14 protein-coding genes and 1 pseudogene are annotated in these 23,643 nt (G+C 41.0%); 8 read left to right on the top strand and 7 right to left on the bottom strand.

Going from position 1 to position 23,643, the window contains the following annotated elements; translation table 11 throughout:
• Positions 1-159: 159 nt before the first annotated feature.
• Together JOC77_RS01265 and JOC77_RS01260 are read right to left on the bottom strand one after the other, a co-directional pair.
• Positions 160-888 carry a WecB/TagA/CpsF family glycosyltransferase gene (locus JOC77_RS01265; protein ID WP_204537575.1) on the bottom strand — a complete coding sequence of 243 codons (729 nt, stop codon included), beginning with the start codon at positions 886-888 and terminating at the stop codon, positions 160-162.
• Positions 889-989: 101 nt separating this feature from the next.
• Positions 990-2,258, bottom strand: a pseudogene (locus JOC77_RS01260) (CDP-glycerol glycerophosphotransferase family protein); the annotation flags it as partial.
• A 522-nt stretch (positions 2,259-2,780) separates the two neighbouring features.
• Between JOC77_RS01260 and tagD the strand changes: the two are divergent.
• Both tagD and JOC77_RS01250 read left to right on the top strand, forming a co-directional pair.
• A complete protein-coding gene (tagD, locus tag JOC77_RS01255; protein WP_204537571.1) occupies positions 2,781-3,173 on the top strand; it encodes a glycerol-3-phosphate cytidylyltransferase in 393 nt (130 codons plus the stop codon).
• A complete protein-coding gene (locus tag JOC77_RS01250) occupies positions 3,173-4,333 on the top strand; it encodes a CDP-glycerol glycerophosphotransferase family protein (RefSeq protein WP_204537569.1) in 1,161 nt (386 codons plus the stop codon). Before tagD ends, JOC77_RS01250 begins: the two co-directional genes overlap by 1 nt.
• 208 nt (positions 4,334-4,541) lie before the next feature.
• On the opposite strand, the gene JOC77_RS01245 is transcribed toward JOC77_RS01250, so the two are convergent.
• Positions 4,542-7,976: a PA14 domain-containing protein gene (locus JOC77_RS01245; RefSeq protein ID WP_204537567.1), complete on the bottom strand. Its 3,435-nt coding sequence runs from the start codon at positions 7,974-7,976 to the stop codon at positions 4,542-4,544.
• A gap of 420 nt (positions 7,977-8,396) precedes the next feature.
• On the opposite strand from JOC77_RS01245, the gene JOC77_RS01240 reads away from it, so the two are divergent.
• Complete coding sequence (locus JOC77_RS01240; RefSeq protein WP_204537565.1) at positions 8,397-9,419, top strand: C40 family peptidase; 1,023 nt, start codon at positions 8,397-8,399, stop codon at positions 9,417-9,419.
• 317 nt (positions 9,420-9,736) lie between these two features.
• On the top strand, positions 9,737-10,147 hold the full coding sequence (locus JOC77_RS01235; protein ID WP_204537563.1) for a hypothetical protein: 411 nt from the start codon (positions 9,737-9,739) through the stop codon (positions 10,145-10,147).
• Positions 10,148-10,276: 129 nt separating this feature from the next.
• On the opposite strand, the gene JOC77_RS01230 is transcribed toward JOC77_RS01235, so the two are convergent.
• On the bottom strand, positions 10,277-10,549 hold the full coding sequence (locus JOC77_RS01230; RefSeq protein ID WP_204537561.1) for an IDEAL domain-containing protein: 273 nt from the start codon (positions 10,547-10,549) through the stop codon (positions 10,277-10,279).
• A gap of 872 nt (positions 10,550-11,421) precedes the next feature.
• On the opposite strand from JOC77_RS01230, the gene JOC77_RS01225 reads away from it, so the two are divergent.
• Complete coding sequence (locus JOC77_RS01225) at positions 11,422-13,572, top strand: transglycosylase domain-containing protein (protein WP_204537559.1); 2,151 nt, start codon at positions 11,422-11,424, stop codon at positions 13,570-13,572.
• Between the two features lie 440 nt (positions 13,573-14,012).
• On the opposite strand, the gene JOC77_RS01220 is transcribed toward JOC77_RS01225, so the two are convergent.
• Together JOC77_RS01220 and secA2 are read right to left on the bottom strand one after the other, a co-directional pair.
• Positions 14,013-14,900 (bottom strand): accessory Sec system S-layer assembly protein, encoded by an 888-nt coding sequence (locus JOC77_RS01220; RefSeq protein ID WP_204537557.1) that lies wholly within the window; start codon positions 14,898-14,900, stop codon positions 14,013-14,015.
• Positions 14,887-17,292: an accessory Sec system translocase SecA2 gene (gene secA2 / locus JOC77_RS01215; protein WP_204537555.1), complete on the bottom strand. Its 2,406-nt coding sequence runs from the start codon at positions 17,290-17,292 to the stop codon at positions 14,887-14,889. Before secA2 ends, JOC77_RS01220 begins: the two co-directional genes overlap by 14 nt.
• 203 nt (positions 17,293-17,495) lie before the next feature.
• Here secA2 and JOC77_RS01210 point away from each other — a divergent pair, with 203 nt between their 5' ends.
• Positions 17,496-18,299 carry a transglutaminase domain-containing protein gene (locus JOC77_RS01210; protein ID WP_204537553.1) on the top strand — a complete coding sequence of 268 codons (804 nt, stop codon included), beginning with the start codon at positions 17,496-17,498 and terminating at the stop codon, positions 18,297-18,299.
• A gap of 52 nt (positions 18,300-18,351) precedes the next feature.
• Here the strand turns inward: JOC77_RS01210 and JOC77_RS01205 are convergent, their stop codons facing one another.
• Positions 18,352-18,780, bottom strand: a complete 429-nt coding sequence (locus tag JOC77_RS01205; protein WP_204537551.1) for an NUDIX hydrolase — start codon at positions 18,778-18,780, stop codon at positions 18,352-18,354.
• A gap of 319 nt (positions 18,781-19,099) precedes the next feature.
• Between JOC77_RS01205 and JOC77_RS01200 the strand changes: the two genes are divergently transcribed.
• Positions 19,100-20,620 (top strand): sugar porter family MFS transporter, encoded by a 1,521-nt coding sequence (locus JOC77_RS01200; RefSeq protein WP_204537549.1) that lies wholly within the window; start codon positions 19,100-19,102, stop codon positions 20,618-20,620.
• A gap of 464 nt (positions 20,621-21,084) precedes the next feature.
• The gene (locus tag JOC77_RS01195; RefSeq protein WP_204537547.1) at positions 21,085-23,379 is read left to right on the top strand and encodes a YhgE/Pip family protein; all 2,295 of its coding nucleotides are present in this window, start codon (positions 21,085-21,087) and stop codon (positions 23,377-23,379) included.
• Positions 23,380-23,643: the final 264 nt, after the last annotated feature.

The following is a 23,643-nucleotide window of genomic DNA, read 5'->3' as shown; positions in this document are numbered from 1 at the left end:
GGTTCCAAGGATTTCCCCATTATTACCTTAACCCAAGGATTCAAAATTATGTTTAGCGCCTGCTACTTTATATATCGGCTGAATTTATGCAGCTTCCTTACTATTTGACGAAGATGATTTATAAAAGTTTCACTTCTGCATTACTTCATTTTTTTGGATTTAACTTCTATTTTTAGCAACTCTTATCAGAAACCTTGGAATCGCAAGCATTCGTTTCCATCTGGACGGCTGGCGGAGCAGGCGGTACAGCCATTCGACATGATACCTTTTCCAGAGTTCCGGAGCACCCTTCACTTCACCAGCTAATACATCAAAGCAGCCGCCGACTCCCATAAAAATACCCTTAGCGAATTTATCATAATGCATGGAAATCCATTGTTCCTGCCTCGGCGCCCCTGTTGCCACAAAAATGAGATCTGGCTGCAGTTGTGCTATATCTTCTGCAAAAGCTTCATCTTTCAGATCAAAAAAGCCGTGGTGATACCCCACCAGATTTAGACCCGGATATTCCTCTTTCACTTGAGCCGCAGCCCGTGCAGCCACATGCTCCTGTGCGCCCAGCATATACACGTTTAAATGGTGCTTGTCCGCCAGCTCCATAAGGTCTTTCATCACTTCAAAGCCGGTAATGCGCTCCTGCAGCGGCGTTCTTTGCATTTTGGAGGCAACAATGATGCCGATCCCGTCTGGAACAATATAGTCAGCTTTTTCAATCATCTTCCTATACTCATTGTCGGCAATCGCAAATTCGACAATCTCAGGATTTGCTGTCACTATAAAAACTTTTTCCTTGTTCATAATCCTGCTTTTCAGGTCACCCTGAACAAATTTAACCCTTGTCCCGTTTATAAATGGCAGACCCAAAATACTTACAGTTTCTTGTTTCATATTTCTCATTCCTTCATTACATACTAAAAAGATAAACCACTTTTCTTAACAATACCTTAATTGTTTAAAAAATAGCCGGCCCTCGATAGGACCAGCTCAAATTAGAAGTTGTTACTTACCTGTTTGGATGGTTGTTCCTGAAATACTCTTTCCACAACTCTTTGAGCCGCTCTTCCATCCTCTAAACCGCAAAACTTGCGATTGAACTCCTCTATCTCATCTCCTGGATGAAAGCCGTTTTGTTCAAACAGTTTAATTTCCGAAATAATTTCCTCTGTTGTTTTTACAAGCGGGCCGGGTGCCTGCGCCTCAAAATCGAAATAAAAGCCTCTAAGTTTATCTCTATAGGTATCGATATCATACGCATAAAACATCATCGGTCTTTTTAAATTAGCGAAGTCAAAAAACACGGAGGAATAATCCGTTATTAATAAGTCAGATATTAAATACAGTTCGTTAATATCGCCATGTCTTGATAAATTATAAGCAAAACCATTGAACGAAGATAAATCTAGATCGTCTGCAATTAAATAATGAAGCCTCAGCAGGATCACATAATCATCCCCTAGCTCCTGTTTCATCCGATTTAAGTCGAGCTGAAGTTCAAATTTATATTTTCCGACCGAATAAAATTGGTCATCTCTCCAGGTAGGGGCATATAAAATCACTTTTTTATCCTGGGAAATTCCTAGTTTATTCTTAATTGACGTAATGGTTTCAGTGTTCAGCCCTGTATATAGAATGTCGTTTCTAGGGTAGCCGGATTCTATAATTTTTTCTTTGTCTACTTGAAAGGCTCTTGAGAATATCTCCGTGGAATAGGGATTTGGCGAGATCAGGTAGTCCCATTTGCTGGATTCAGCAATAAAATTTCTTTTATAACTTTCCGTCTTAGTTCCCGGCATATGAACTTCCTTCATATCCGCAGCTAATTTTTTTAACGGTGTGCCATGCCATGTCTGCAAGTAGGTTGTGTGTTTTGGCTTCGGAATCCAAAGCGGCATTCTGCTGTTAGAGACCCAGTACCGTGCTCTTGGTACATTAAGAAGCCAGCTCATTGAGAAACGTTTAAGATATGGAATTCCTTCCTGATCAAACATACTTGTATATCTTTTATCGACACTCCAGTACATTTCGTATTCAGGGTAATGCTTCTCTATATATTCATAAATGGCTCTTGGATTGCAGCTGTATTGTTTTCCAAGGAAGCTCTCGAAAATAATCAGGTTTTTTTGGACAGGCAGTTTTCCAACAATTCGAAATGTATATTTGAATGTCCTTTGTATAAGCTTGCCTGCTCTTCTTATTAAAGAAGACACGATTCTAGAAATAAAAGAAGGTTTATTTATTAAAGGTTTTTGTTTATTTTTGTCATCTACTGCAATTTCCATGTTTTTCACAATCCTTAATATCATTTTAGTCATCTTACATATTACCATACAATTCCTTCGGATATTTAAGTATATAACAATCACACAGCCTAATCACTCGAATGCTCCATTGCATATACATAGCTGGTAATTCTTCTACTAAATCAATATCTAAATATTGCTAAAAAATTAAAGGGATTTTGTAGAAAAATGCGGATACAATATAAAAAATAATATAAATCACACTTGAAAAAATTGATTTCATTTCCAGCATTTTATGAGCTCTGCCCTTTGATTTATCATGGATTTACTTGTATGTATCCCGAAAAACAAGTAAAATATCATTTATGTATAGATTTATAGCCAATTTTTGTTTAATTGAAAAATAAACGGATATAGGTAATATAATGAGCTATTAAAAATTATATACTATAAGGAATTTGTCGCATATTGTCACCTGAATGAAAAACAGCCTATTTTATAGGAATCATATTGCAAATGAGCAGGACAGGAGGAGTTCGTATGAAAAAAGTAATTACTTACGGAACATTCGATTTACTTCATTGGGGCCATATTAATCTTCTACAGCGTGCACGAGAATTAGGAGATTACTTGATTGTTGCTATTTCAACAGACGAATTTAACGATATTAAAAATAAAAAAGCATACCATAGCTTTGAAAACCGAAAAAAAATTCTTGAATCAATCCGTTATGTGGATAAAGTGATTCCAGAAGAAAACTGGGCACAAAAAAAAGAAGATATTATCCGTGAAGGCGTGGATGTTTTTGTTATGGGAGATGACTGGGAAGGTCATTTCGATGAATTAAGGGATTATTGTGAGGTTGTCTATCTTCCGAGAACAGTCGGTATCTCAACCACCAAAATTAAAAAAGACCTCTTAAAAGTTAAGTGATGATCCGGGAAGCTGCTATAAGCATCTATCTTTTTATATTCAAGGTGTTCTTTCTTCTATTCAGAATGTTCCCCCTGAAAAACAAAGCAACCTTTGTTTCATCCTTTGGAGATAATTGCAGTATTATTTTACAAGAGATGAAACAGCAGAACATCCCTTATAAGACGGTATTCCTAAAAGCAAAAAAATCAAAGGCAAACATTGAAGGCGATGGGGAAACCATCGTCTTTAATTACGGAACGCCCAATATACTGCATTGGTTAGCTTCTGTCTATCATCTTGCGACGGCAAAGGTAATTATCATAGATAACTATTTTGCTTTCCTTTCAGCAGCATCCTTTAAGCCTGAAGTGAAATGCGTACAGGTGTGGCATGCAGCGGGTGCTGTTAAACGATTCGGCTTACAAGATCCTTCTAATATAAATAGAAGCAGTCGTGCCAACAAGCGTTTTTCACAGGTCTATAAACAGTTTCACTATGCCACTGTAGGCTCTGAATCGATGGCTCATATCTATAAAGAAAGCTTCGGACTTCAGGATCAGAATATATTGAAAACCGGTGTTCCGCGGACAGATTTCTTCTTTAACGAAAAAGCCAAATCAGAAGCCATCCATTCCTTACAAAATAAATATCCTGATTTGACAGGGAAGAAAACCATTTTATATGCACCGACATATCGTGAAGATCAGCTCAATACAGATACATTATCGCTTGATATTGATGTATTGCATCAAAAGCTATTCAACGAAGGCTGCGTCCTTTTACTAAAGCTGCACCCTGCAGTTACGGTCTCTGCCTCATTTGAAAATGATTATCCCGGCTTTCTTTATAATCTTTCCCACTATCATGATATAAACGAATTATTATTAATAACCGATTTACTAATAACAGACTATTCTTCCATCCCATTCGAATACTCGTTGCTTGGAAGACCCATGATCTTCTATCCTTATGACTTAGAGGAATATGAACAAGAGAGAGGCTTCTGGGAGGATTACGTTTCAACAATGCCAGGTCCAGTGGTCTTTTCGACAGATGCTATTGTGGAAGAAATAATGAAAAATAATATGGACCAAGAAATATTGGATCAGTTTAAACACAAATGGAACGAGTATTCCACCGGATCATCTGCCAAAAAACTAGTCGATTTTCTGTTTTAAAAAACTTGCAGCCGCTTCATTTTTTGAAGCGGCTTTTTTACGTGGTCCAGCCCTGGGGCTGGTGACCCCGAATGAATGTTTTCATCTAAGGAAGCTTAACGTCCACTTTAACCTTAAGCAGCCTCCCTCTCGCTCAGTTTCCCTAATAGTGCGGCCAAGGCTCCAAATAAAAAAAGCATGGCCCAAAATTGCAGGCCATGCTTCCTAATTATATTGAATACTCTGGTACATCATAAATCGCGCTATAGCTTTCGAGTGTACTATACAGCTCGTAGAATCTAGTAGTCTGTTTGCTGGCCCACCCAATATCTGTTGCATATTGGTGAGTAGGCTTTGCGTCTGCCGTAACCATAAGAGCTGCTGGATTCCACCTCATTTTATAAAGCGTATCCTGGCCTTTAGAAACATAGTTTTCAGCCACAAATTTTGCCCCGCCTATTATGGCAGCATCTACAGTAAACCAGCCTTCATCAAACGCTCTTTGTGCTCCACATTCTAGTGCGCAGTCATCATATGCTCCAATACCGTACATATTATATACGACAGCATCATAGGTGCCCAAATCTTTGACAACTGAGACCTGTGGTTTTCCGTCTTTATAAATTCGCTGCCCGTTTTCATCAACGCTATATCTTACTTTTACTCCTGATGACAACTGAGACTTACCATTCCCCGTTTCAAGAAGCGAATGGGAAATGAGATACACCTCATTAATATTATAATCCTGGCTCGCCTTCTTATAGACCTGAGCTTTGCCGCTCAATACCCCAGCTTTTTCTGAAGTTAGAATTCTATCATTTACTTCATAAGCATTTGTCCCTGCACTGCCAGAAAGTTTCAAGAATTGGTAGAAAGTCTGGGAATCTGATTTGAAACTATTTGGGTCTATATAGTATTTGACATCTAAAGGGTTGGCTTTTTTCCATGTCGTACTGTAAGAAATTTCATACCAGTAGCTTCCATCCGCCGCCGTCAGCTTTTGAGAAACGACTGGAACCTTTTTACCCTTGCTTAAACTTCCCCAAGCCCAATAATCAGTACCAGGACCGCTTCTTACATTCCAGGTAGCAGGGTCATTTGTTCCTGATTTTACTGTCCCTGTAGTAACGGTTCCCGCTGTTGTTACAGATGAAAAAGCATCTGCGCTGATATAGGCCTTATATTTCAGGTCGGTCTGCGGACTCGCATACTTCACCTGTTTATCAACTGCAGATTGAAGAGTATAAGAATAATTTGTAGATTGAATGGACTTTGTAATCTCTACTCGATCTAGGTTAACTTCTAGTATGGCATTACCGCTTGATTCATAGTATTCTACCTCGATGGTATGAACGCCGGCGGGTAGATCAACATTCACATTAAAATTCTTGAGGCCTTCTGCCGGATTGTCAACCTTTACTGCTCCATCAATTAAAACTCTAATTCCGTCATCTGCCTGTCCGGACAACTTATATTTTCCTGCTGTAGGAATAGACACATTTTTTGTAAATTTGGCAGAGAAAGAATCAGACGGTATAGAAGCATGGGGTGACCCAGCGCCCCACTGGAAGTTAAGTGTATCAGCGGTTCCGGATACGGGCGTTCCTGTAAAATTCACGTTAGGATAATACGCCGTTGTCCATTGATCAGTGGCTATAATTGGCTCAATATTTAAATCGATTGATGCTTTTGAGCCTCTTTCATAGTACTCTACCTTAATAGTATGAGTGCCTGCTGAAAGCGAGATATCTTTATTGAAGCTGCTCACTCCATCTTTCCAGTATTCGATGTGTTTAACACCGTCCACGTAAATCCGGACACCATCGTCCACTCTTCCAGAAAATTTATATTTTCCAGTGTTAGAGACTGCCATTTTTCGTTCAAATGTGGCGGAGAAGTTATCTGCCGGAATTCCAGCCGCGGGAGAACCGCTCCAGACTAGCTCCAGGTCGTTAGGATATTGATAGACTGGCGTTCCTGTAAAGTTAATGTTCGGGTAATAGGTTGCCAACCATTTGTCTGATGGAATCGCTGGCTTAATCTGTACAGGCTCAATATTTAAATCGATAGATGCTTTTGAACCTCTCTCATAGTACTCTACCTTAATAGTATGAGTACCTGCTGAAAGCGAGATCTCTTTATTGAAGCTGCTTACTCCATCTTTCCAGTATTCGATGTGTTTAACACCGTCCACGTAAATACGGACTCCGTCATCTACTCTTCCTGAAAACTTGTATTTTCCGGTTTTAGAGACAGCCATTTTCCGTTCGAATTTGGCGGAGAAGTTATCTGCCGGAATTCCAGCTGCTGGTGAACCGCTCCAGACCAGCTCCAGGTCGTTAGGATATTGATAGACTGGTGTACCTGAAAAGTTAACTTTCGGATAATAAGTTGCCAGCCATTTGTCTGAAGGAATTGCAGGCTGAACCTGGACAGGCACAATATTTAAGTCTAGTGATGCTTTTGAACCTCTCTCATAGTACTCTACTTTAATAGTATGAGTGCCTGCTGAAAGCGAGATATCTTTATTGAAGCTGCTTACTCCATCTTTCCAGTATTCGATCTGTTTGACACCGTCCACATAAATCCGGAATCCGTCATCTACTCTTCCTGAAAACTTATACTTTCCAGTTTTAGAGACCGCCATTTTTCGTTCGAATTTGGCGGAGAAGTTATCTGCCGGGATTCCAGCTGCTGGTGAACCGCTCCAGACCAGCTCCAGGTCGCTATAGTATTGATTGACTGGTGTACCTGAAAAGTTAATTTTCGGATAATAGGTTGCCAGCCATTTGTCTGATGGAATCGCAGGCTGGATCTGGACAGGCACAATGTTTAAGTCCAGTGATGCTTTTGAACCTCTCTCATAGTACTCTACCTTAATAGTATGAGTGCCTGCTGAAAGCGAGATCTCTTTATTGAAGCTGCTTACTCCATCTTTCCAGTATTCGATCTGTTTGACTCCGTCCACGTAAATACGGACTCCGTCGTCTACTCTTCCTGAAAATTTATATTTATTGGTTTTTGGAATGACCATCTTCCGCTCAAATGTTGCCGAAAAGTTATCTGCAGGTATTCCCGATGCAGGGGAACCGCTCCAGACAGACTTTAGATCAGTATAATATTGTTTCGCTGGTGTTCCGGTAAAATTAATTTTAGGATAAAAATGAGCAATCCATTTATCAGTTCGAAGATCCTCGATAGGCTGTATATTCACTTGAACATAAGCATTTGATCCCCGCTCGTAATACTTAACCTGTACAGTATTAGTACCGGATTTTAACGTAAGTTCTTTGTTGAAATAATGAGATCCATCTTTCCAGTAATCTACTTGCTTAACACCGTTTACGAAGATTTGCAGACCATCATCTGCTTTTCCTGATATGCGGTATTTAGCAGCTTTGGAGAGTGTTATTTTTTTAGAATATACCGCAGAGAAATTATCTTTTGGAATCTTGGTATTTGGTGAATTGGCTCCCCAGTTATAATTAAGCTGGCTGACAGTTGCGTTTACAGCTGTGCCTTTAAAGTCTACACGAGGATAATAAGTGGCGCTCCACGTAGATTCACTTGCGCTAGCATTAGATACTAAAGCGAAAGTTGAAAGAAAAATAGCTAGTGACATAGTAATAATTGAGGCAAATAGAAGTTTAAGTTTGATAGCCAACAATCCTCCCTTTTTATTTCTTTTTATCCATACTCTAACTAGTATGCAAAAAAATTACATAAATGTTAATAGTTTTTGAAAAAAAGGTCGAATTACCTAGTTTAAAAACGAAAAAACAGGATAAAAGGCAATTCCCCAAATCTAACATTTATTTCCCAGACAATATTCGCCACCACACCTTACACATTTCTCAGCAAAAAATAGTCCGATTGACCGGCACAACAGGCATTTCAGCCTATTTAACTAAACGCTTGATTAATAGGGGGAGTGTCCCCCATTTCCCAAGCTAGAAATGCTGGTATATCAATAAAAAATAAGAGATAGTCATTATTTCCCTACTTTTGTAACACAATTGTAATATTCATATTATCGATGTTTATGTAGAATAATGTAAAAGAGGAAAATTTAGGGGTGTAGATTTTGAGGAAAACGATTGCGGCATTAACAGCTTCTATCATGCTTTCAAGCTGTTTTATCTCAGTAGCATCAGCGAGTACATATACCGTTAAAAGCGGAGATTCACTTAGTAAAATAGCAAAAAACAGCGCAACAACAATTGCTAAACTAAAAGAATTGAATAAGCTAAAAAGCGATTCGATTTTCTTAGGCCAAAAGCTTCAATTACCGGATACAAAAACTTCATCTACACAGCCTGCTAAGACACAGTCTACATACATAGTCGTCAAAGGTGATTCACTCGATAAAATTTCCAAGAAGCTTAAAGTGTCTATTTCCGATCTCAAAAAGTGGAACAGCCTAAAAAGTGACAAGGTCCTGCTCGGCCAAAAACTATTGGTTACTAATACCATTAAAACTCCGGCAGCAGATGTCCCACAGAAAGCAAACCCTAAAGATAAGCTATCACCCCCAGCCACCTATATCGTTCAGCCAGGCGATAGCCTTTGGAAAATTGCAACTAAACACAGCGTTACTGTTGAAGCTCTTAGCGCCGCTAACAAATTAACTAAAAACGGTATCGTCGCTGGACAAGCGCTTCAGATTCCACAAGGACAAATCAGCAAAGGTAAAGAGCCAGCAACAACTGTTCCTATTATTGTTCCTCAAAAAAATCCTAACCAAATACAAGCTGTCATCGATGAAGCAAAAAAGCATATTGGCGTTCCATATGTATATTCAGGAAGTACACCAAGCGGATTTGATTGCAGCGGGTTTGTCTACTATATTTTTAATAAGCTTGGATATAAAATAACGAGACAATCATCTGCCAGCTATTTTAGTCTTGGACAGTCTGTAACAGAACCGATACCGGGCGACCTGATCTTCTTTTCTACCATAGAAGGATCACCGAGCATCAGCCATATGGGCATGTATATTGGAGACGGACAATTTATCCACGCCAGTTCCGGTAAGGGAATTGAAATTACTTCCACCAGCATGAATTACTATAAAACCAGACTAAAAGGCTATAAAAGGTTATTCTAACTGGACAGGGCAGTACCAGCGTGATCGCTGTACGCCCTGTCTATTCGTTTTTAAGAAATATATAAGTAAATAGTCATAGTCTAATAGCTATCCTTCTAGTAAATTAAACGGTTTTCTAATATAATACTTTCATGGTAACCTTTGACATTGTTTTGAAACTTCTTTTATACTAAATTATAGAAATAGACAGACTTTTTCAAAAAGACTTATGTTGCTTTAATATTCTTGAATATCTTCATATATATAGAGAGACAGCAGAAATACTGAAGTGATTTTTAATTTCATATTTCAATGCAGTAATGGAGGCGTTAGTTAAGATGGATACCCAGAATCAAAACAAAGACCTATTAGAACAGTTGAAGAATAACCCGCCAAAGATCATTGGGGGTTACAAAAAGCCGGGCTGGGCGCTAAAGGTTCTCGATAAAATAAGCAATGATTCTGTTGAACATGAGCCGGACGGATCTACAGTGACTGCAAAAGCCATACTGGAGGCAAAGGATGAAACCTATTATCCAGCATTTATCACCCTGGACATGACAAACAAAGGACAAATTGCCGGTGCCTACTTCATTTCTGAAAGTGATGAAGAATTTGAACTTCTTCCATTCGAAATAGCAAAAGCATTTATCAAGAAAGAAGAAGCCGAACTCACACCATTCAAATACCGCACCCTCGAACAAATCGAAGGCGACGAAATCCAAGTAAACTGGCCCGACTTCACATAATATAGACACAACCTGCTTCCATTGGCGGAGCAGGACTTTTTTTGTGGGGTTTCCCAAAACAAAAAAAACAGCTGACTAACATATTTTAAAATAATATGTTAGTCAGCTGTTATATAGGTAGTTCTATGTTCATAGCACCTTTTCCCATCCCTTGGATGTTAAGGCCATAAATCTTTTTTCGTTTCTTTCGTCCAGCGCTTTGTCAATTTCAATATAGCGCTGCTTTTTAAGGAATTCACGCTGCACATTTTCGATAAGTTTTGTAGCTCCTTTTGTATATTCCGTGTGGGCCTGGGTCAGGATTTTCCTAGTTTTCAACGCGTCCTTGTCCATGATATATTCTGCCTGGCCTTTTCCATATTGGTCTGAATTATTTCCATTGGATTTGTATTCGTGTTTCATCTCGATCCCTGCCTTCCTAAAAGGTTATTTGTGTATATAAATACCCCAAAATATTAAAAGATAACAAAAGATTTTTATTTTCCTATTTTTTGGCTTTTTTGGCCGAATAAAAAAGGCGGCTTTCCTTAGAAGATATCCGCCTTTCATTGTCCATTCAGCTGTTTCATTTCTTCACTTTAGATCATAAGGTTATACTGCTGACTCTTTACTAATCCGTATGATTTGGAGATTTAGTAAAATCGTTAAAACCTGCTACGGGATACTTCAGCGATACTTTTATCCTTCAATATGATACGCCAGCCAGACTGCTCTGTCCGTATTCCTTCATATTCCAAATCAAGGTTAATTTAGTCCAATTGTGATTCCTTCTCCTTTTTACGTGCGCTCAGCATAACTGCCGCCCTCCCTCCCTGCCTATATAGATGAGAAATGTATGTAATGGTTCCCTTTTTATAAAAATATTGGAAAAGCGTACTGAATAAGATTTGAATATGAGTTCATATTGGTGGAAAGTTCCTGCAGGGTAGCTTCAGCTCTGCAGGAGGTCTTATTAATGGCGACTTTGCGCGATTCTGAGAGGTCTTTGCGCGATTTTCGTTACTCTACGCGCGATTATTGGAGGCTTTGCGCGATTCCAGTGGTTCTACGCGCGATTTCATGGATCCTTTGTGCGATTCCCAAGTCCATCGCTCTATTAAAGAATTCTATTACCCTACTAAGTTACACGGTTTGTTTGCCCCATCTAAAATATGGGAATTAAATCATTACAACTGAATCTTCTAAGCTAATAGTATACAATAAGACTTTCTTTAAAAAATGAAGGCTCATAGACTTTTAGCCTTTACATCGGCAAAGGCAGGTAAAAAACCAACATGACAGTTACATATCGAACCCGGGAAGAACGAAGACTCGCTGAAAAAGCGAAAAAACATAACAAGCGAAAGCGGCCGAAGCCGTTTTTTAAAAAGCTGCTGATCGGCTTTCTATTATTAGGCTTTTTTTGCCTGGGTGTAATAGGAAGTACCGGGTATGCTTTTATTAAAGATGTGCCGGAAATTAATGAACAGCAATTGCAGGATCCATTATCCTCCAAGTTTTATGACAAAGACGGCCAATTCATCCACGAATATGGGAAGGAACAGCGTACCAAAATTACATATGATGATATTCCCAAAGTGCTGGAACAGGCGATCATTGCCACGGAGGACAGCAGATTTTATACGCACCAGGGAATAGATGTAAAAAGAACAGCGAAAGCGATTATGGAGAACGTTACAGGTGGCTTCGGAAGCCAGGGCGGGAGTACCATTACCCAGCAAGTGATTAAAAACTCCTTCTTATCTCCAGAAAAAACGATTAAGCGCAAAGTTCAGGAATGGTATTTGGCCTATAAGCTGGAAAAGCAGTATAGCAAGCAGGAAATCCTTGCTATGTATGTGAACAAAATCAATCTTGGAAACCGTTCCTATGGAGTGGCGGCGGCAGCAAAAAACTATTACGGCATAGAGGTAAAAAACCTTAGCAAAATGACTCTGCCGCAAGCCGCTATGATTGCCGGCCTCACCCAAAGTCCGAATAACTATGATCCTTCTAAAAAAGAAAACGTAGAATCTGCAACAAAACGCCGCAATATTGTTTTAACCTTAATGAACAAGCATGGATATATCACTAAGAAAGAGCTGGTTGCTGCCCAAAAAGTGCCGGTCACCCAGGGTATCGTTACCGATAAAGCTGAAAATGGCATGCCTTATCAAGCGTTTTTAGATGCTGCTGTAAGAGAGGTTGAAGACCGGCTAAAGGATGTGGATATTAGCGAGGATGGGCTGCAGATTCACTTGACGCTCGATCCGAGGGCACAGCAGCTTGCTGATTCCATCGTTTCTGGCAGCCTGGTCCGCTATCCTAACGAACGCTTTCAGACTGCCTTCACTTTTATGGATTCTAAAACAGGAGAAATCAGGGCGGTCGGCAGCGGCCGGAATGAATACAAAACAACGTTCCGCGGACATAATCTGGTGACAACTCTAAAGCGCCAGCCAGGCTCCACCTTTAAGCCGATTTTTGACTATGGCCCTGCGATTGAGTATTTAAAATGGTCGACTTATCATCAGATTGTGGACGCTCCTTATAAGTATTCAACAGGAGACCCGATCCGAAATTCGTATAAGAATTATAAAGGTAAAATGTCCATTCGTAATGCACTCGTGGAGTCGAGAAATATACCTGCCTTAAAAACGCTGGAAAGTGTCGGCTTAAAGAAAGCAAAAGCATTTTCTGAGAATCTTGGCATTAGCTATCCTGACGGCCATGTATATGAATCCTACTCGATTGGCAGCAACTCGGTATCTCCTCTTGACCTTGCAGGAGCTTATGGCGCCTTCGCCAACACAGGGGTATACACCAAGCCGCACTTTGTATCGAAGGTGGTTATGCCTGATGGTAAGGTAATCGACTTTAAGCCTAAGAGCAAGCGAGTGATGCAGGACTACACGGCTTATATGGTTACAGACATGCTTCGCGGAGTCATCAACGCTCCTAATGGGACCGGGAAGATGGCTGCTGTCGCAGGCACGGATATAGCCGGAAAAACGGGTACTACCAATTTCGACGAAAATGTCATCCGCAAATTCGGCTATCCAGAAGATGGCACAAGCGACAGCTGGTTTTCAGGCTACACCACTAAATATACGATGACCGTATGGACCGGCTACGCCAAAAATGGACCGGGAAACTATATGAATAAAACAGATACGAAAATATCCCATACTATATTTAAAACGATGATGCAGAACTATTCGGCTGGCACCGAACGCTTTGCACAGCCAGCATCCGTTGAAAAAGTACGGAATGAGCTGTATATAAAAGGTATCAAAAAAGACATGATCCCTCCTGCTCCAAAACCGAAATCAAAAACGAAAAAAGCGGTGTCCAAGAGCAAGGAAAAGGCTTCTTCTTCCAAGGGCAAAAAACCTGGCAATGGAAAAGGTAAGGATAAAAAGGAGAAAGGGAAAAAGAAAGATTAATTGTGGGGACTGTCCCCATTTCCCGAATTATTTCCCAAATAGAAAAGGAAGTGGCTCATGATTGGAGTCACTTCCTTTTTTTTGAGTTTGAGAGAGCATCTCAATTAAAGCAATTGGAAGTCCCCTATATCGCATGATAAGCATAAAGCATCTAACAAAAGCGTAAACGTACTTATGCAAGCAATGATAAGCATAAAAATTAATAACTGAAGCATAAATCTAGAAAACATAAGCGTAAATATTAAAAACTCAAGCATAAATCTTTAAAAGTTAAGCATAAACATGGATTCCATGTCTGCTCATCAACAAATCCTCCATCAGCAGATGAAAAATAAAGTAAAAAGTTTTAATTTATTCAGAAACACACCAACTTTTATGAAAAAATTATAAAAAAAGAACATATCCCACAGGAATATGCTCTTTCCAAATCTATTAACTTCTTATTCCCCGCTCGGCGGATACACCTTCCACCTGCTCAAGTCCGGGTTTTGTTTCATGACTAACGATGCTGGAAATACAAAGGTCCATGGCTTGCTGGTATTTCCTTTTACTTCGAAGTGATCGAGCGTAAAGCCGCCGCGGCAGATGATATCGCCTTCTGCATCTTCAACGATTAGTGGAATCTGCTCGAGCTTGATGTTTTTCTCGCTGCCGTTTCGAATCAGAACGGTCACGGCAAAGGCACCATCAGGCGCAGGTACGGCTTCGATGCCCATGAAGTTTACTTCACCAGGAGCTAAATGAGGCAGGCCGGCTACCAGATTCGAAAGCTTCTCACGCTGCATTTGCGATATCTGGTCTTCCCAGCTTGCTTCTAGGTCAAGTGAATGCTTTGCAGGCTCAGCCTTTTTCTTCAATTCGAACGCAATTTTCCAGCCTTTTTCGGGAATGTCCGCAGCCAGGATGTTTTCACTTTCAAACAAGAATCTCCATGGCGTACAGCTCATGGCCGGAAGCTCTCCAAGATTGTCCAGCTCAAACTGCTGCCTTGCAATGGGCTGGCCATTTTCGTCAAGCAGCAGCAAATCTACTGTTTCAAAACGGATGGGTTTTGGAAGTGTATTTCTAAGGAAGGCCACTACTACAATATCCCCATAGTATTCTGATAATTTTAATCCATAAATGGAAAGCTGATTGGGTTCCAGTTTTTCTAGCTGCTGATGGCGGTATTGGTAGATGTAGCGCTCAGAATTAGACATTTCCCATTCAGGGTGAAAATTAAGGACTGTACGGACGCCTTTTTCCGCACCCAGATCCTGCTGTTCCATAGCAGGAGTTTCTGCCGGCTTTTCTTCCGTTTTTTTCTTCTTAAATTTAAAAAGTGCCATCTTCTAGTTCTCCTTCTTCCTCATCAGCTGCAACTTCCTTAAATTCAAACTGACTTTTTACAAATTCCATAAAGCTAATGGTTATGCCCGATTCGATATTCAGCATCAAACCATTAAACTCGTGAAGAGCCTCTTTTTCAAACAGGATATAAGGATTCTCCTGGCTGTAGCTTCTCAGCTGAATGCCATCCTTCATTTGAGTCATTGTATTAAGATGCTGAATCCAATTAAAATCAATCTGCTGCAGCATGAATTGCTTCAACTGAACACCGAGATTTTCATCCTCCTGCATGCTAAGAACAAAATCATTCAGCTTCTCAAGCTCAGCAATCATGACAGTCTCCACTTCAGCAGGCTCCAAATCTGAGATGCTTTCGAGCGTTACACTTGAGTGGATGAAAACAACAGAAAGCTTCTCAAGCAGCCCTTTCGGATTCCATGCAGAAGCATCCTCCGGATAGGCCTCTGCAATCACAAAGCGCACATATCGCTCCATGTAGCCCAGCAATTCCTGGAACATTTCCTCAGGAGACAGCGTAAGAATGCGGTCGCGCATAGAGTACACCACTTTACTCTGTTCATCCATGACATTTTCAAGCTTCAGCAGGTGGCTCCTAGAAGAATAGAACATATTCTCTATCGTTTCCTGCACCTTTTTCACATACTTAACAGGATCAGGTGAAATCACAAGTCCCGTCTCATCAACCTTCACCTTTTTCTCAAATTTCTCTTTTTCATCTTCATCATAATAAGTGAAAAGATCGTCTTCTAGTGAAATGATGAACTGAGTAGAACCCGGATCTCCCTGGCGTCCGGAACGTCCTCTAAGCTGCATATCAATCCGGTTGCTCTCATGGCGCTCGGTTCCAATAATATGAAGGCCGCCTAATTCCCTGACTCCTTCACCCAGCATAATATCGGTGCCGCGTCCTGCCATATTGGTCGCGAGCATAACCTGCCCTTTTTGGCCGGCCAGGGAAATAACCTTTGCCTCATCTTCTTCTGTTTTAGCGTTTAGAATTTGATGCTTTATTTTTGCTTTTTTAAGTTCCTCAGAAAGGTCCTCCGATTGAGCAATAGAAGTAGTTCCAATCAGTACCGGACGCCCTTCTTTATTGAGCCGCTGAACCTCAGAAACGATCTTCTTGACTTTGGAATCGGTTGTCTTGTACACCAGGTCCTCCATGTCAATTCTCTGAATATCTTTGTTAGTGGGAATAGTAATAACCTTCAAGCGGTATGTTTCCCAGAACTCCGTTTTTGATGGCGTCGCACTTCCGGTCATGCCGGCTAATGTTCCATAAAGTCTGAAGTAATTTTGGATTGTAATGGTAGCCTGTGTTTCATTCTCTTCAGAGATTTCAAGGCCCTCTTTTGCTTCAATCGCCTGGTGGAGCCCATCGCTGAACGTACGGCCTTCCATCATCCGGCCTGTGAACCCGTCAATGATTATAACTTGACCGTCTTTTACGATATAATCAACGTCTCTTCTCATTAACACTTGGGCCTTTAGCGACTGCATAATGTGATGCAATAGTTCCTGGTGGTCCGCATCATATAGATTCTCGATTCCAAAGGCAGCTTCGATTTTCGCTGCACCTTTATCTAAAAGAAAGGCCTGCTTCGCCTCATTGAACACTTCATAATCTTCGTCTTTTACAAACTTGCTTAAAATATCTGCCGTGATATAAAACAGCTCTGCCCCTTCACTGTTCTTGCTGGCAATAATAAGAGGAGTTTTCGCTTCATCAATCAGGATGCTGTCCACTTCATCGACAATGGCATAATGATGCCCGCGCTGTACCTTGCTCTCCCAATCACTGACCATATTATCGCGAAGAAAATCAAAGCCGAACTCGGTGCCTGTTCCATAAGTAATATCCGCTTGATAGGCAGCCAATTTTTCTTGAGGATCGATTTGTGAAATATTTAGACCTACCGTTAAACCTAGAAACTCATGTATTTGTCCCATCAGCTCTTTATCACGGCGTGCTAAATATTCGTTAGCGGTAATAACGTGAACCCCTTTTCCTTCTAAAGCATGAAGATAGCTTGGCAGCGTAGATACCAGCGTTTTTCCTTCACCTGTATTCATCTGAGCGATGCTTCCGTCATTCAGCACAAAGCCGCCAATCAGCTGGACATCATAATGCCTCAGCCCGATCACGCGCTTTGCTGCTTCCCTGACAACTGCAAAGGCATCCAGCTGGATATCCAGTAGATTCTTTCCTTTTGCTAATTCTTCTTGAAATATATTCTTCATATTTTTTAATTCATCATCGGTAAATTTCTCATACTTTTTTTCTAATTTATTGACCTGGGTAACCTGTTTTTGTAACTTTTTCAGGTCTTTTGAGCTATCATTGAACAGCCCTTTTACTCTAGTAATCATTCAGCGTCTCTCCCGTTACCAATAAGTGTTGTACTAGTAGAATTATATCATAATATGTAAAATTTTTAATTGTTGGCAATAATTACCACTACCTTTATACTTTATGATACTTTTAAAAAAATCCCCTCATTAGGACTTACTACCTATTCCTACAGACTGGGATTTTATGTAATATAGGCTTTGTTATTAACAAGGGGGAACATATGAAAAAAATATCTATTGTTTTTTTGATGGCTTCTTTACTGCTGCTGACTAGTCTGATAGATTCACACAATCTGCGTAATGCAGAGGCCGCTGGTGATCCACTTTACAATTCGATCGTCACTGGAATAACCAATGTACAAACAACTATTTCGCTTGGAAAAAGCGGAACTGATTTTAATAGAGTCAAGAAGACCTATGAGCAGGTTATAAATGAGCGTCCGGAACTATTTTACGCACCGAACAGCTATAGAGTGTCTTCGAATGGTTCAACGGCTCAGCTTCTATTAAGCTATAAATATTCAAAAGCTCAGATTACCACTATGAAAACAACGCTAAATGCCAAGGTGAATTCCATTGTGGCTGCAGCTAAAACGAAGAAAACAGAGCAGCAAAAAGTTTTATATATTCATAACTATCTCGTAAATTCAGCTCAATATGATTATGATAATTACCTGAAGGGTACGATTCCAGACTCATCTTATTCCGTTTACGGGGTCCTGATTAATAAGAAAGCGGTCTGCGACGGATATGCAAAGGCAATGAAGCTTCTATTGAATAAATCCGGATTATGGGCAATCAAAGTGAATGGCTATGCTAACGGCGGGCCTCATGCCTGGAACCTCGTAAAAGTGAGCGGGAAATACTATCACGTCGATGCAACGTTCGATGATCCGATCGCGAGTAACCGCAAGCCAATGCTTAGTTACAAGTATTTCCTCATTCCTGACTCTACAGTGGATAATGACCATTCCTGGACACGGACTGGACTGCCTAAGGCTGTTTCTGTAAAACCAAAAATTTAATTGTTTTTATTTAGGGCAGCTGCGGCTGTCCTTTTTTATTGTAATAAAGCTTTTATATGACATTTTCATTTTCATGCTCAGACTCCCTAAGAAAACCTAATAAGTTTTCCAGATCCTCTGGGAATGATAAATCCAGCTCTCTTAGTTCGTCCGCAGATTTCCAGTCAATATCGTGAATCAGCTCATCAGGGTCCTGAATTACAGACATCCCGCCTATAAGTTTTAATTCGAAATAGTGAACCTCAACTTCTATCCCAAAGGCTGTACCTTCTTTAATGTACAGTGGTCTCACAATCTCCACCCGATAACCCGTCTCTTCCCACACTTCACGTATACAGCATTCTTCAAAGGTTTCACCAGCCTCTAAGCCGCCTGAAGGAACCGACCATACTTTTTCCTCATCCGGCCTTCCCTGCAGCACCATCAACACTTGCCCTTTTTCTTTCACACAAACACCCGCCGAACCATACCACTTCTCCATTCCTTCACCTTCCGAAAATTCCGACTTTTAACTTCATTATATCAAAAATTGTTTTTGGGAAATAGGGACTGTCCCCCAATAAAACCAGCAGTATCAAGAGGGTCCGGGCTGGGAAATGGGGGACAGTCCCCAAAAAAAAAAGAGGTTTAGGAGGGCTTGGAGGTGTGGTAGTTATAAGTATAGATTGTATTTGTGAAATAGGTAACATACAAAACTATTAGAAGGAAGCGATGCTGCCGCTGCTTGAAAATCAGATTTCTAAAACTTTCATAAAGTTATTATCATATATCATTACTACAGCAGAGAGGGAGAAACGAGAATGAAAATCAACGAAGATGATCCTAAATTGGTTAGTGGGAAAGCAAGTTCCTCATTTAATGACAACACTACTTCAGCAAGCACAGCGGCTGAAAACCCCAAACAGAAATTTTCTCATAAAGCATTCTTAAAATTAATAACTTTTATTTCTACATTTGGCGGACTTTTATATGGATATGATACGGGAGTAGTAAACGGTGCCCTGCCTTATATGTCAAGAACCGATCAGCTGAATTTAACTCCTTTTACCCAGGGGCTGGTGGCTTCCTCCCTTCTATTAGGCGCTGCATTTGGTGCCGTTTTGGGCGGCAGGTTTTCTGACCGGAAAGGCAGACGTAAAACGATCCTCAGTGTGTCGCTCATATTTATCGCGGCTACACTAGGATGTACATTTGCTTCAAGCGTCGGCGTGATGGTGTTTTGGCGAATCGTACTCGGTCTTGCTGTAGGAGCGACTTCTGTTACAGTTCCTGCCTTCCTGGCAGAGCTTGCACCTGCCGAGAGCCGGGGGAAATTAGTGACAATCAATGAGCTAATGATTGTAACCGGACAATTGCTTGCTTATACTTTCAATGCCGTGCTTGCTAATTCATTAGGCGAAATGGCACATGTATGGAGATATATGCTCGTCATCGCTACACTTCCAGCCGTTATTTTATGGATTGGAATGATATTTGTTCCGGAAAGCCCGCGCTGGCTGGCATCAAAAGGAAAATTTGGCGAGGCCCTTAAAGTGCTTCAGAAGGTTCGTAAAAATGAAAGAGCAAAATCTGAATTAAATGCTATTAAAGTAACCATTGAAGAGGAAGGGAAAATGAAAAAGGCAACCTTCAAGGATATTAAACTGCCTCACGTACGCCGAATCCTTTTAATAGGAATTGGAATTGCCATGACCCAGCAGCTGACTGGAGTTAACTCTATCATGTATTATGGAACAGAAATCCTGAAGGATGCTGGTTTTTCAACAAAAGCAGCGTTGATTGGGAATATCGCAAATGGCTTAATCTCTGTTATAGCAACATTTGCAGGGATCGCCTTGTTAGATAGAGTAGGACGACGACCTATGCTGTTTACCGGCCTGCTTGGTACTAGTACATCTCTTCTGCTGATCGGTATTTTTTCAGTAACGTTAAAAGATAGTGCGGCCCTTCCATTTATCATTCTAGGGCTGACCGTACTATTCCTAGCCTTCCAGCAGGGTGCTGTATCTCCGGTAACATGGCTAATGCAGTCAGAAATATTCCCGCTTCACTTAAGAGGATTAGCAATGGGAATTACTGTTTTCTGTCTCTTCAGCATGAATTTCCTAGTAGGCTTGTTATTCCCGGTGCTGTTGAACGCGCTTGGATTATCCTCTACTTTCTTAATCTTTGTCGGCTTTGGTATACTATCGATGCTTTTCGTAAAAAAATTTGTACCGGAAACAAAAGGCCGTTCGTTAGAAGAAATCGAGCATTCCTTCCAGACGAAGGAAAAAAGATATTTTGCAAAAAAGAAAAAAGTTCTGGCGAAATTGCATTAACTATTAAATGAACATAGAGACTGCCTCAAAATGTGAGGCAGCTCTTTTTTTATATTTAGATACTGGCTGTAGAAAAAAAGTGGTACTCATGGCCGGGTTAAATCGATAACTCTACTATTTAGACCTCTAGTTATACCTTCGTTGAAGGGTCTACCACGTTTACGAGTGGTAAATTCATTTTTACGGGGGCTTTTTGAAATTTTCGAGGGTAAATCCGCTTTTACGGAGTTGAACAGTTAGGGGATTTCATTTCACTCTTTTCCGAAGCTACATATCAACAGAGACCCGATCCGCGATTCAAAATCAAAAAATTTTCAAGAGAGTAACCGGACTCTCTATCTATCAAATGAATATTTTCCACACCAGCAGGAATTTCGACCTATTACTAAGAATATAATGTATTAGCAGTAAAAATGAATGACTGTTCATTTTTTGCTGTAAAAAATGGTACAAGGGGGTTGTTTATGAAAGGATTTGGGTCGCAGTTGTCTGAGCTTATGAGCAGGAAAGGTGTTATTATTTCTCTTACTGCCGTCTTACTGGTGCCTCTTATTTATGCAGCAATTATTCTTACTCCTAGCTGGGGACCGTATGACAATCTTTCCAATTTGCCTGTAGCTGTAGTCAACAATGATAAAGGCGCGAAGTCTGGTGATGAGGACATTAATATTGGGAGAGACCTTGTAGAAGACTTGAAAAAAAGCAAGGCTCTTGGCTGGGATTTTGTCGATGCCAGCAAAGCTGATCAGGGCCTTAAGGACCTGAAATATTACATGGTTGTTGAAATTCCTGAGACCTTCTCACAGGATGCAGTTACCGTGATGGATGAAAATCCAAAAAAGCCAGAAATTAAATATGTTCAAAATGAAGGTTTGCACTTTCTCGCCGCAAAAGTAACAACTGGTGCAACTGAAAAATTGCGGGAACAGCTTGGCGATAAGATTACGGAATCGTATGTGAAGAACATATTTGGAAACATGGATAAAATTGCAAGCGGTTTCAAAAATGCCGCTGATGGTTCTATTCAGTTAAATTCCGGTTCTGCAGAGCTCCGCGCGGGCACAGGGGAAATTCTTTCTTCATTAAAAGAAAAATCTCCTGATATCGATAAGCTGGCTGCAGGGTCCCAGCAGCTTCAGGCCGGTACTCAGGAAATGGTTCAATCTCTTCAAGCCAAATCAGGCTCTATTTCAGAGCTTGCCGAGGGAACCAAAACCCTGGAAAACGGAACTGGCCTGTTGTTAAAATCCCTCCAGGATAATTCCGGAAAAATTAATCAGTTATCTAATGGTGCAAAGGATATGAAAGCTGGGCTTGATACCCTGAAAGCCGGAACAGCAGGAATTCTTGGCGGCATTCAAAGTGTACAAGGTCCTGTAAAAGATATCAGTGCTGCCCTAAACAATAAATTAGCGCCGGGAAGTCAGTCCTTAGCCAAAGGGGTTGAGGGAGTGGCTGACGGAGCGCCTGCTTTAGCTGGTGCTGCCAAAGGTGTACTGGATGGCTTGAAGGCAATGGCCGCCAAAAATCCAGCGCTTCTTTCAGATCCTGGTTTCCAAACGATTCTAGGCACACAGCAAGTCGTTGCTGATAATCTCAATAGGATAGCCGGTCAAGCTCCTTTACTTAAAAAAGGCGCCCAAGACATTGCACGCGTTTTAAACCAGGTAGCACCCGGCATGGCCAAGATTTCTGACGGTGTAAGCACGCTTGCAGCGAAGCAGGCAGAGCTTGATAAAGGCGCTCAAAAACTGGCTGCCGGAGCAGCTCAGCTTGCTGATGGAAATGCTACAGTTAACAAATCGTGGGGTACTCTTACTAGTTCGGTTGCCCAGCTGAAGGGCGGCGCTGCGAAGATCAGTGACGGCAATCAGCAGGTAAACTCTGGCTGGAAAACCTTAACGGCTGGCGCCGGAGAGCTTAACAACGGAATGAAGCAGGTTTCAGATGGAACTCAGACGGTAAAAACAGGCTGGGTTACTCTTACAGATGGCGTAGCCCAGGTGGATAATGGAGTTGGAAAGCTGGAAGATGGAACAAGCCAGCTAGCATCCGGCCTCAAGGCAGGAGCAGATGAGACAGGAAGCATTAATGCGGATGCTAAAAACCTTGCCATGTTCGCTTCTCCTGTTGAACTGGACGGCAAAGTGATCAAAAAGTTCCCGCTTTACCGATACGCAAATGCACCATACATTTTATCTCTTGCTTTATTTGTAGGCATTCTCGTCATGAGCTTCTTCTTTGACTTAAGAAAACCTGCAGAAGCCGCTGTTTCAGGAGTAAGATGGTATGCAGGCAGATTTGGCAGCATGGCTTTACTTGCCATTGCACAGGCCCTAATCATCAGCTTATTCTCGTTGATGTTCTTAAAACTGAACTTCTCAAACAGCATAGGATTAATTTTATTCTCGGTTCTTGCAAGCCTTACCTTCTTGACGATCGTCTTCTTCCTAGTATCAGCAGCAGGCAATATCGGCCGATTCATTGCTTTAGCACTCCTGGTCATCCAGCTGTCTACAACAGGCTCAAGCCTGCCGATTGACATGCTGCCTGAGAACCTTCGTGCGCTAAGCAGCTTCCTGCCATTGACTTATTCAATCGGCGGATTCAAATCGATCATTACACTAAATAATTCAAGCTTTATCTGGGACAATACAGGCATATTGATTGCCTATCTCGCTATTTTCGCCGTATTAGCAGCAGCCGTTGCTCTGCTTCGTTCCAGGAAAAATGTTAGTAATATCAAACTAGCAGCATAAAGAATAGCCTTCCGGATATTAATTCGGAAGGTTTATTATTTGGCGTCAAAGATGCATCCTTGCTAGCAGAAAGCGCGTGCTCCCGCCGGTTTATGTGGCCAAGATAGAGTTTTATGTGGCAAAAACACGAATTTATGTGGCTAAGCCTTTTTCGTGATAAATTATTCCGCAGAGCAGGTCAATAAATTGGTTCTTCCAAAAAGCGGTGTACCCTCAACACACAATTTAACCGTCAACACAAAAAAGAGCGGCTCCACCTGAGCC

Origin of the sequence: Peribacillus deserti (assembly GCF_016909175.1) — a bacterium.
GTDB lineage: Bacteria > Bacillota > Bacilli > Bacillales > DSM-1321 > Paraperibacillus > Paraperibacillus deserti.
The sequence above is the reverse complement of the archived record's forward strand: the minus strand, read 5'-3'. Positions and strand labels throughout refer to the sequence as shown.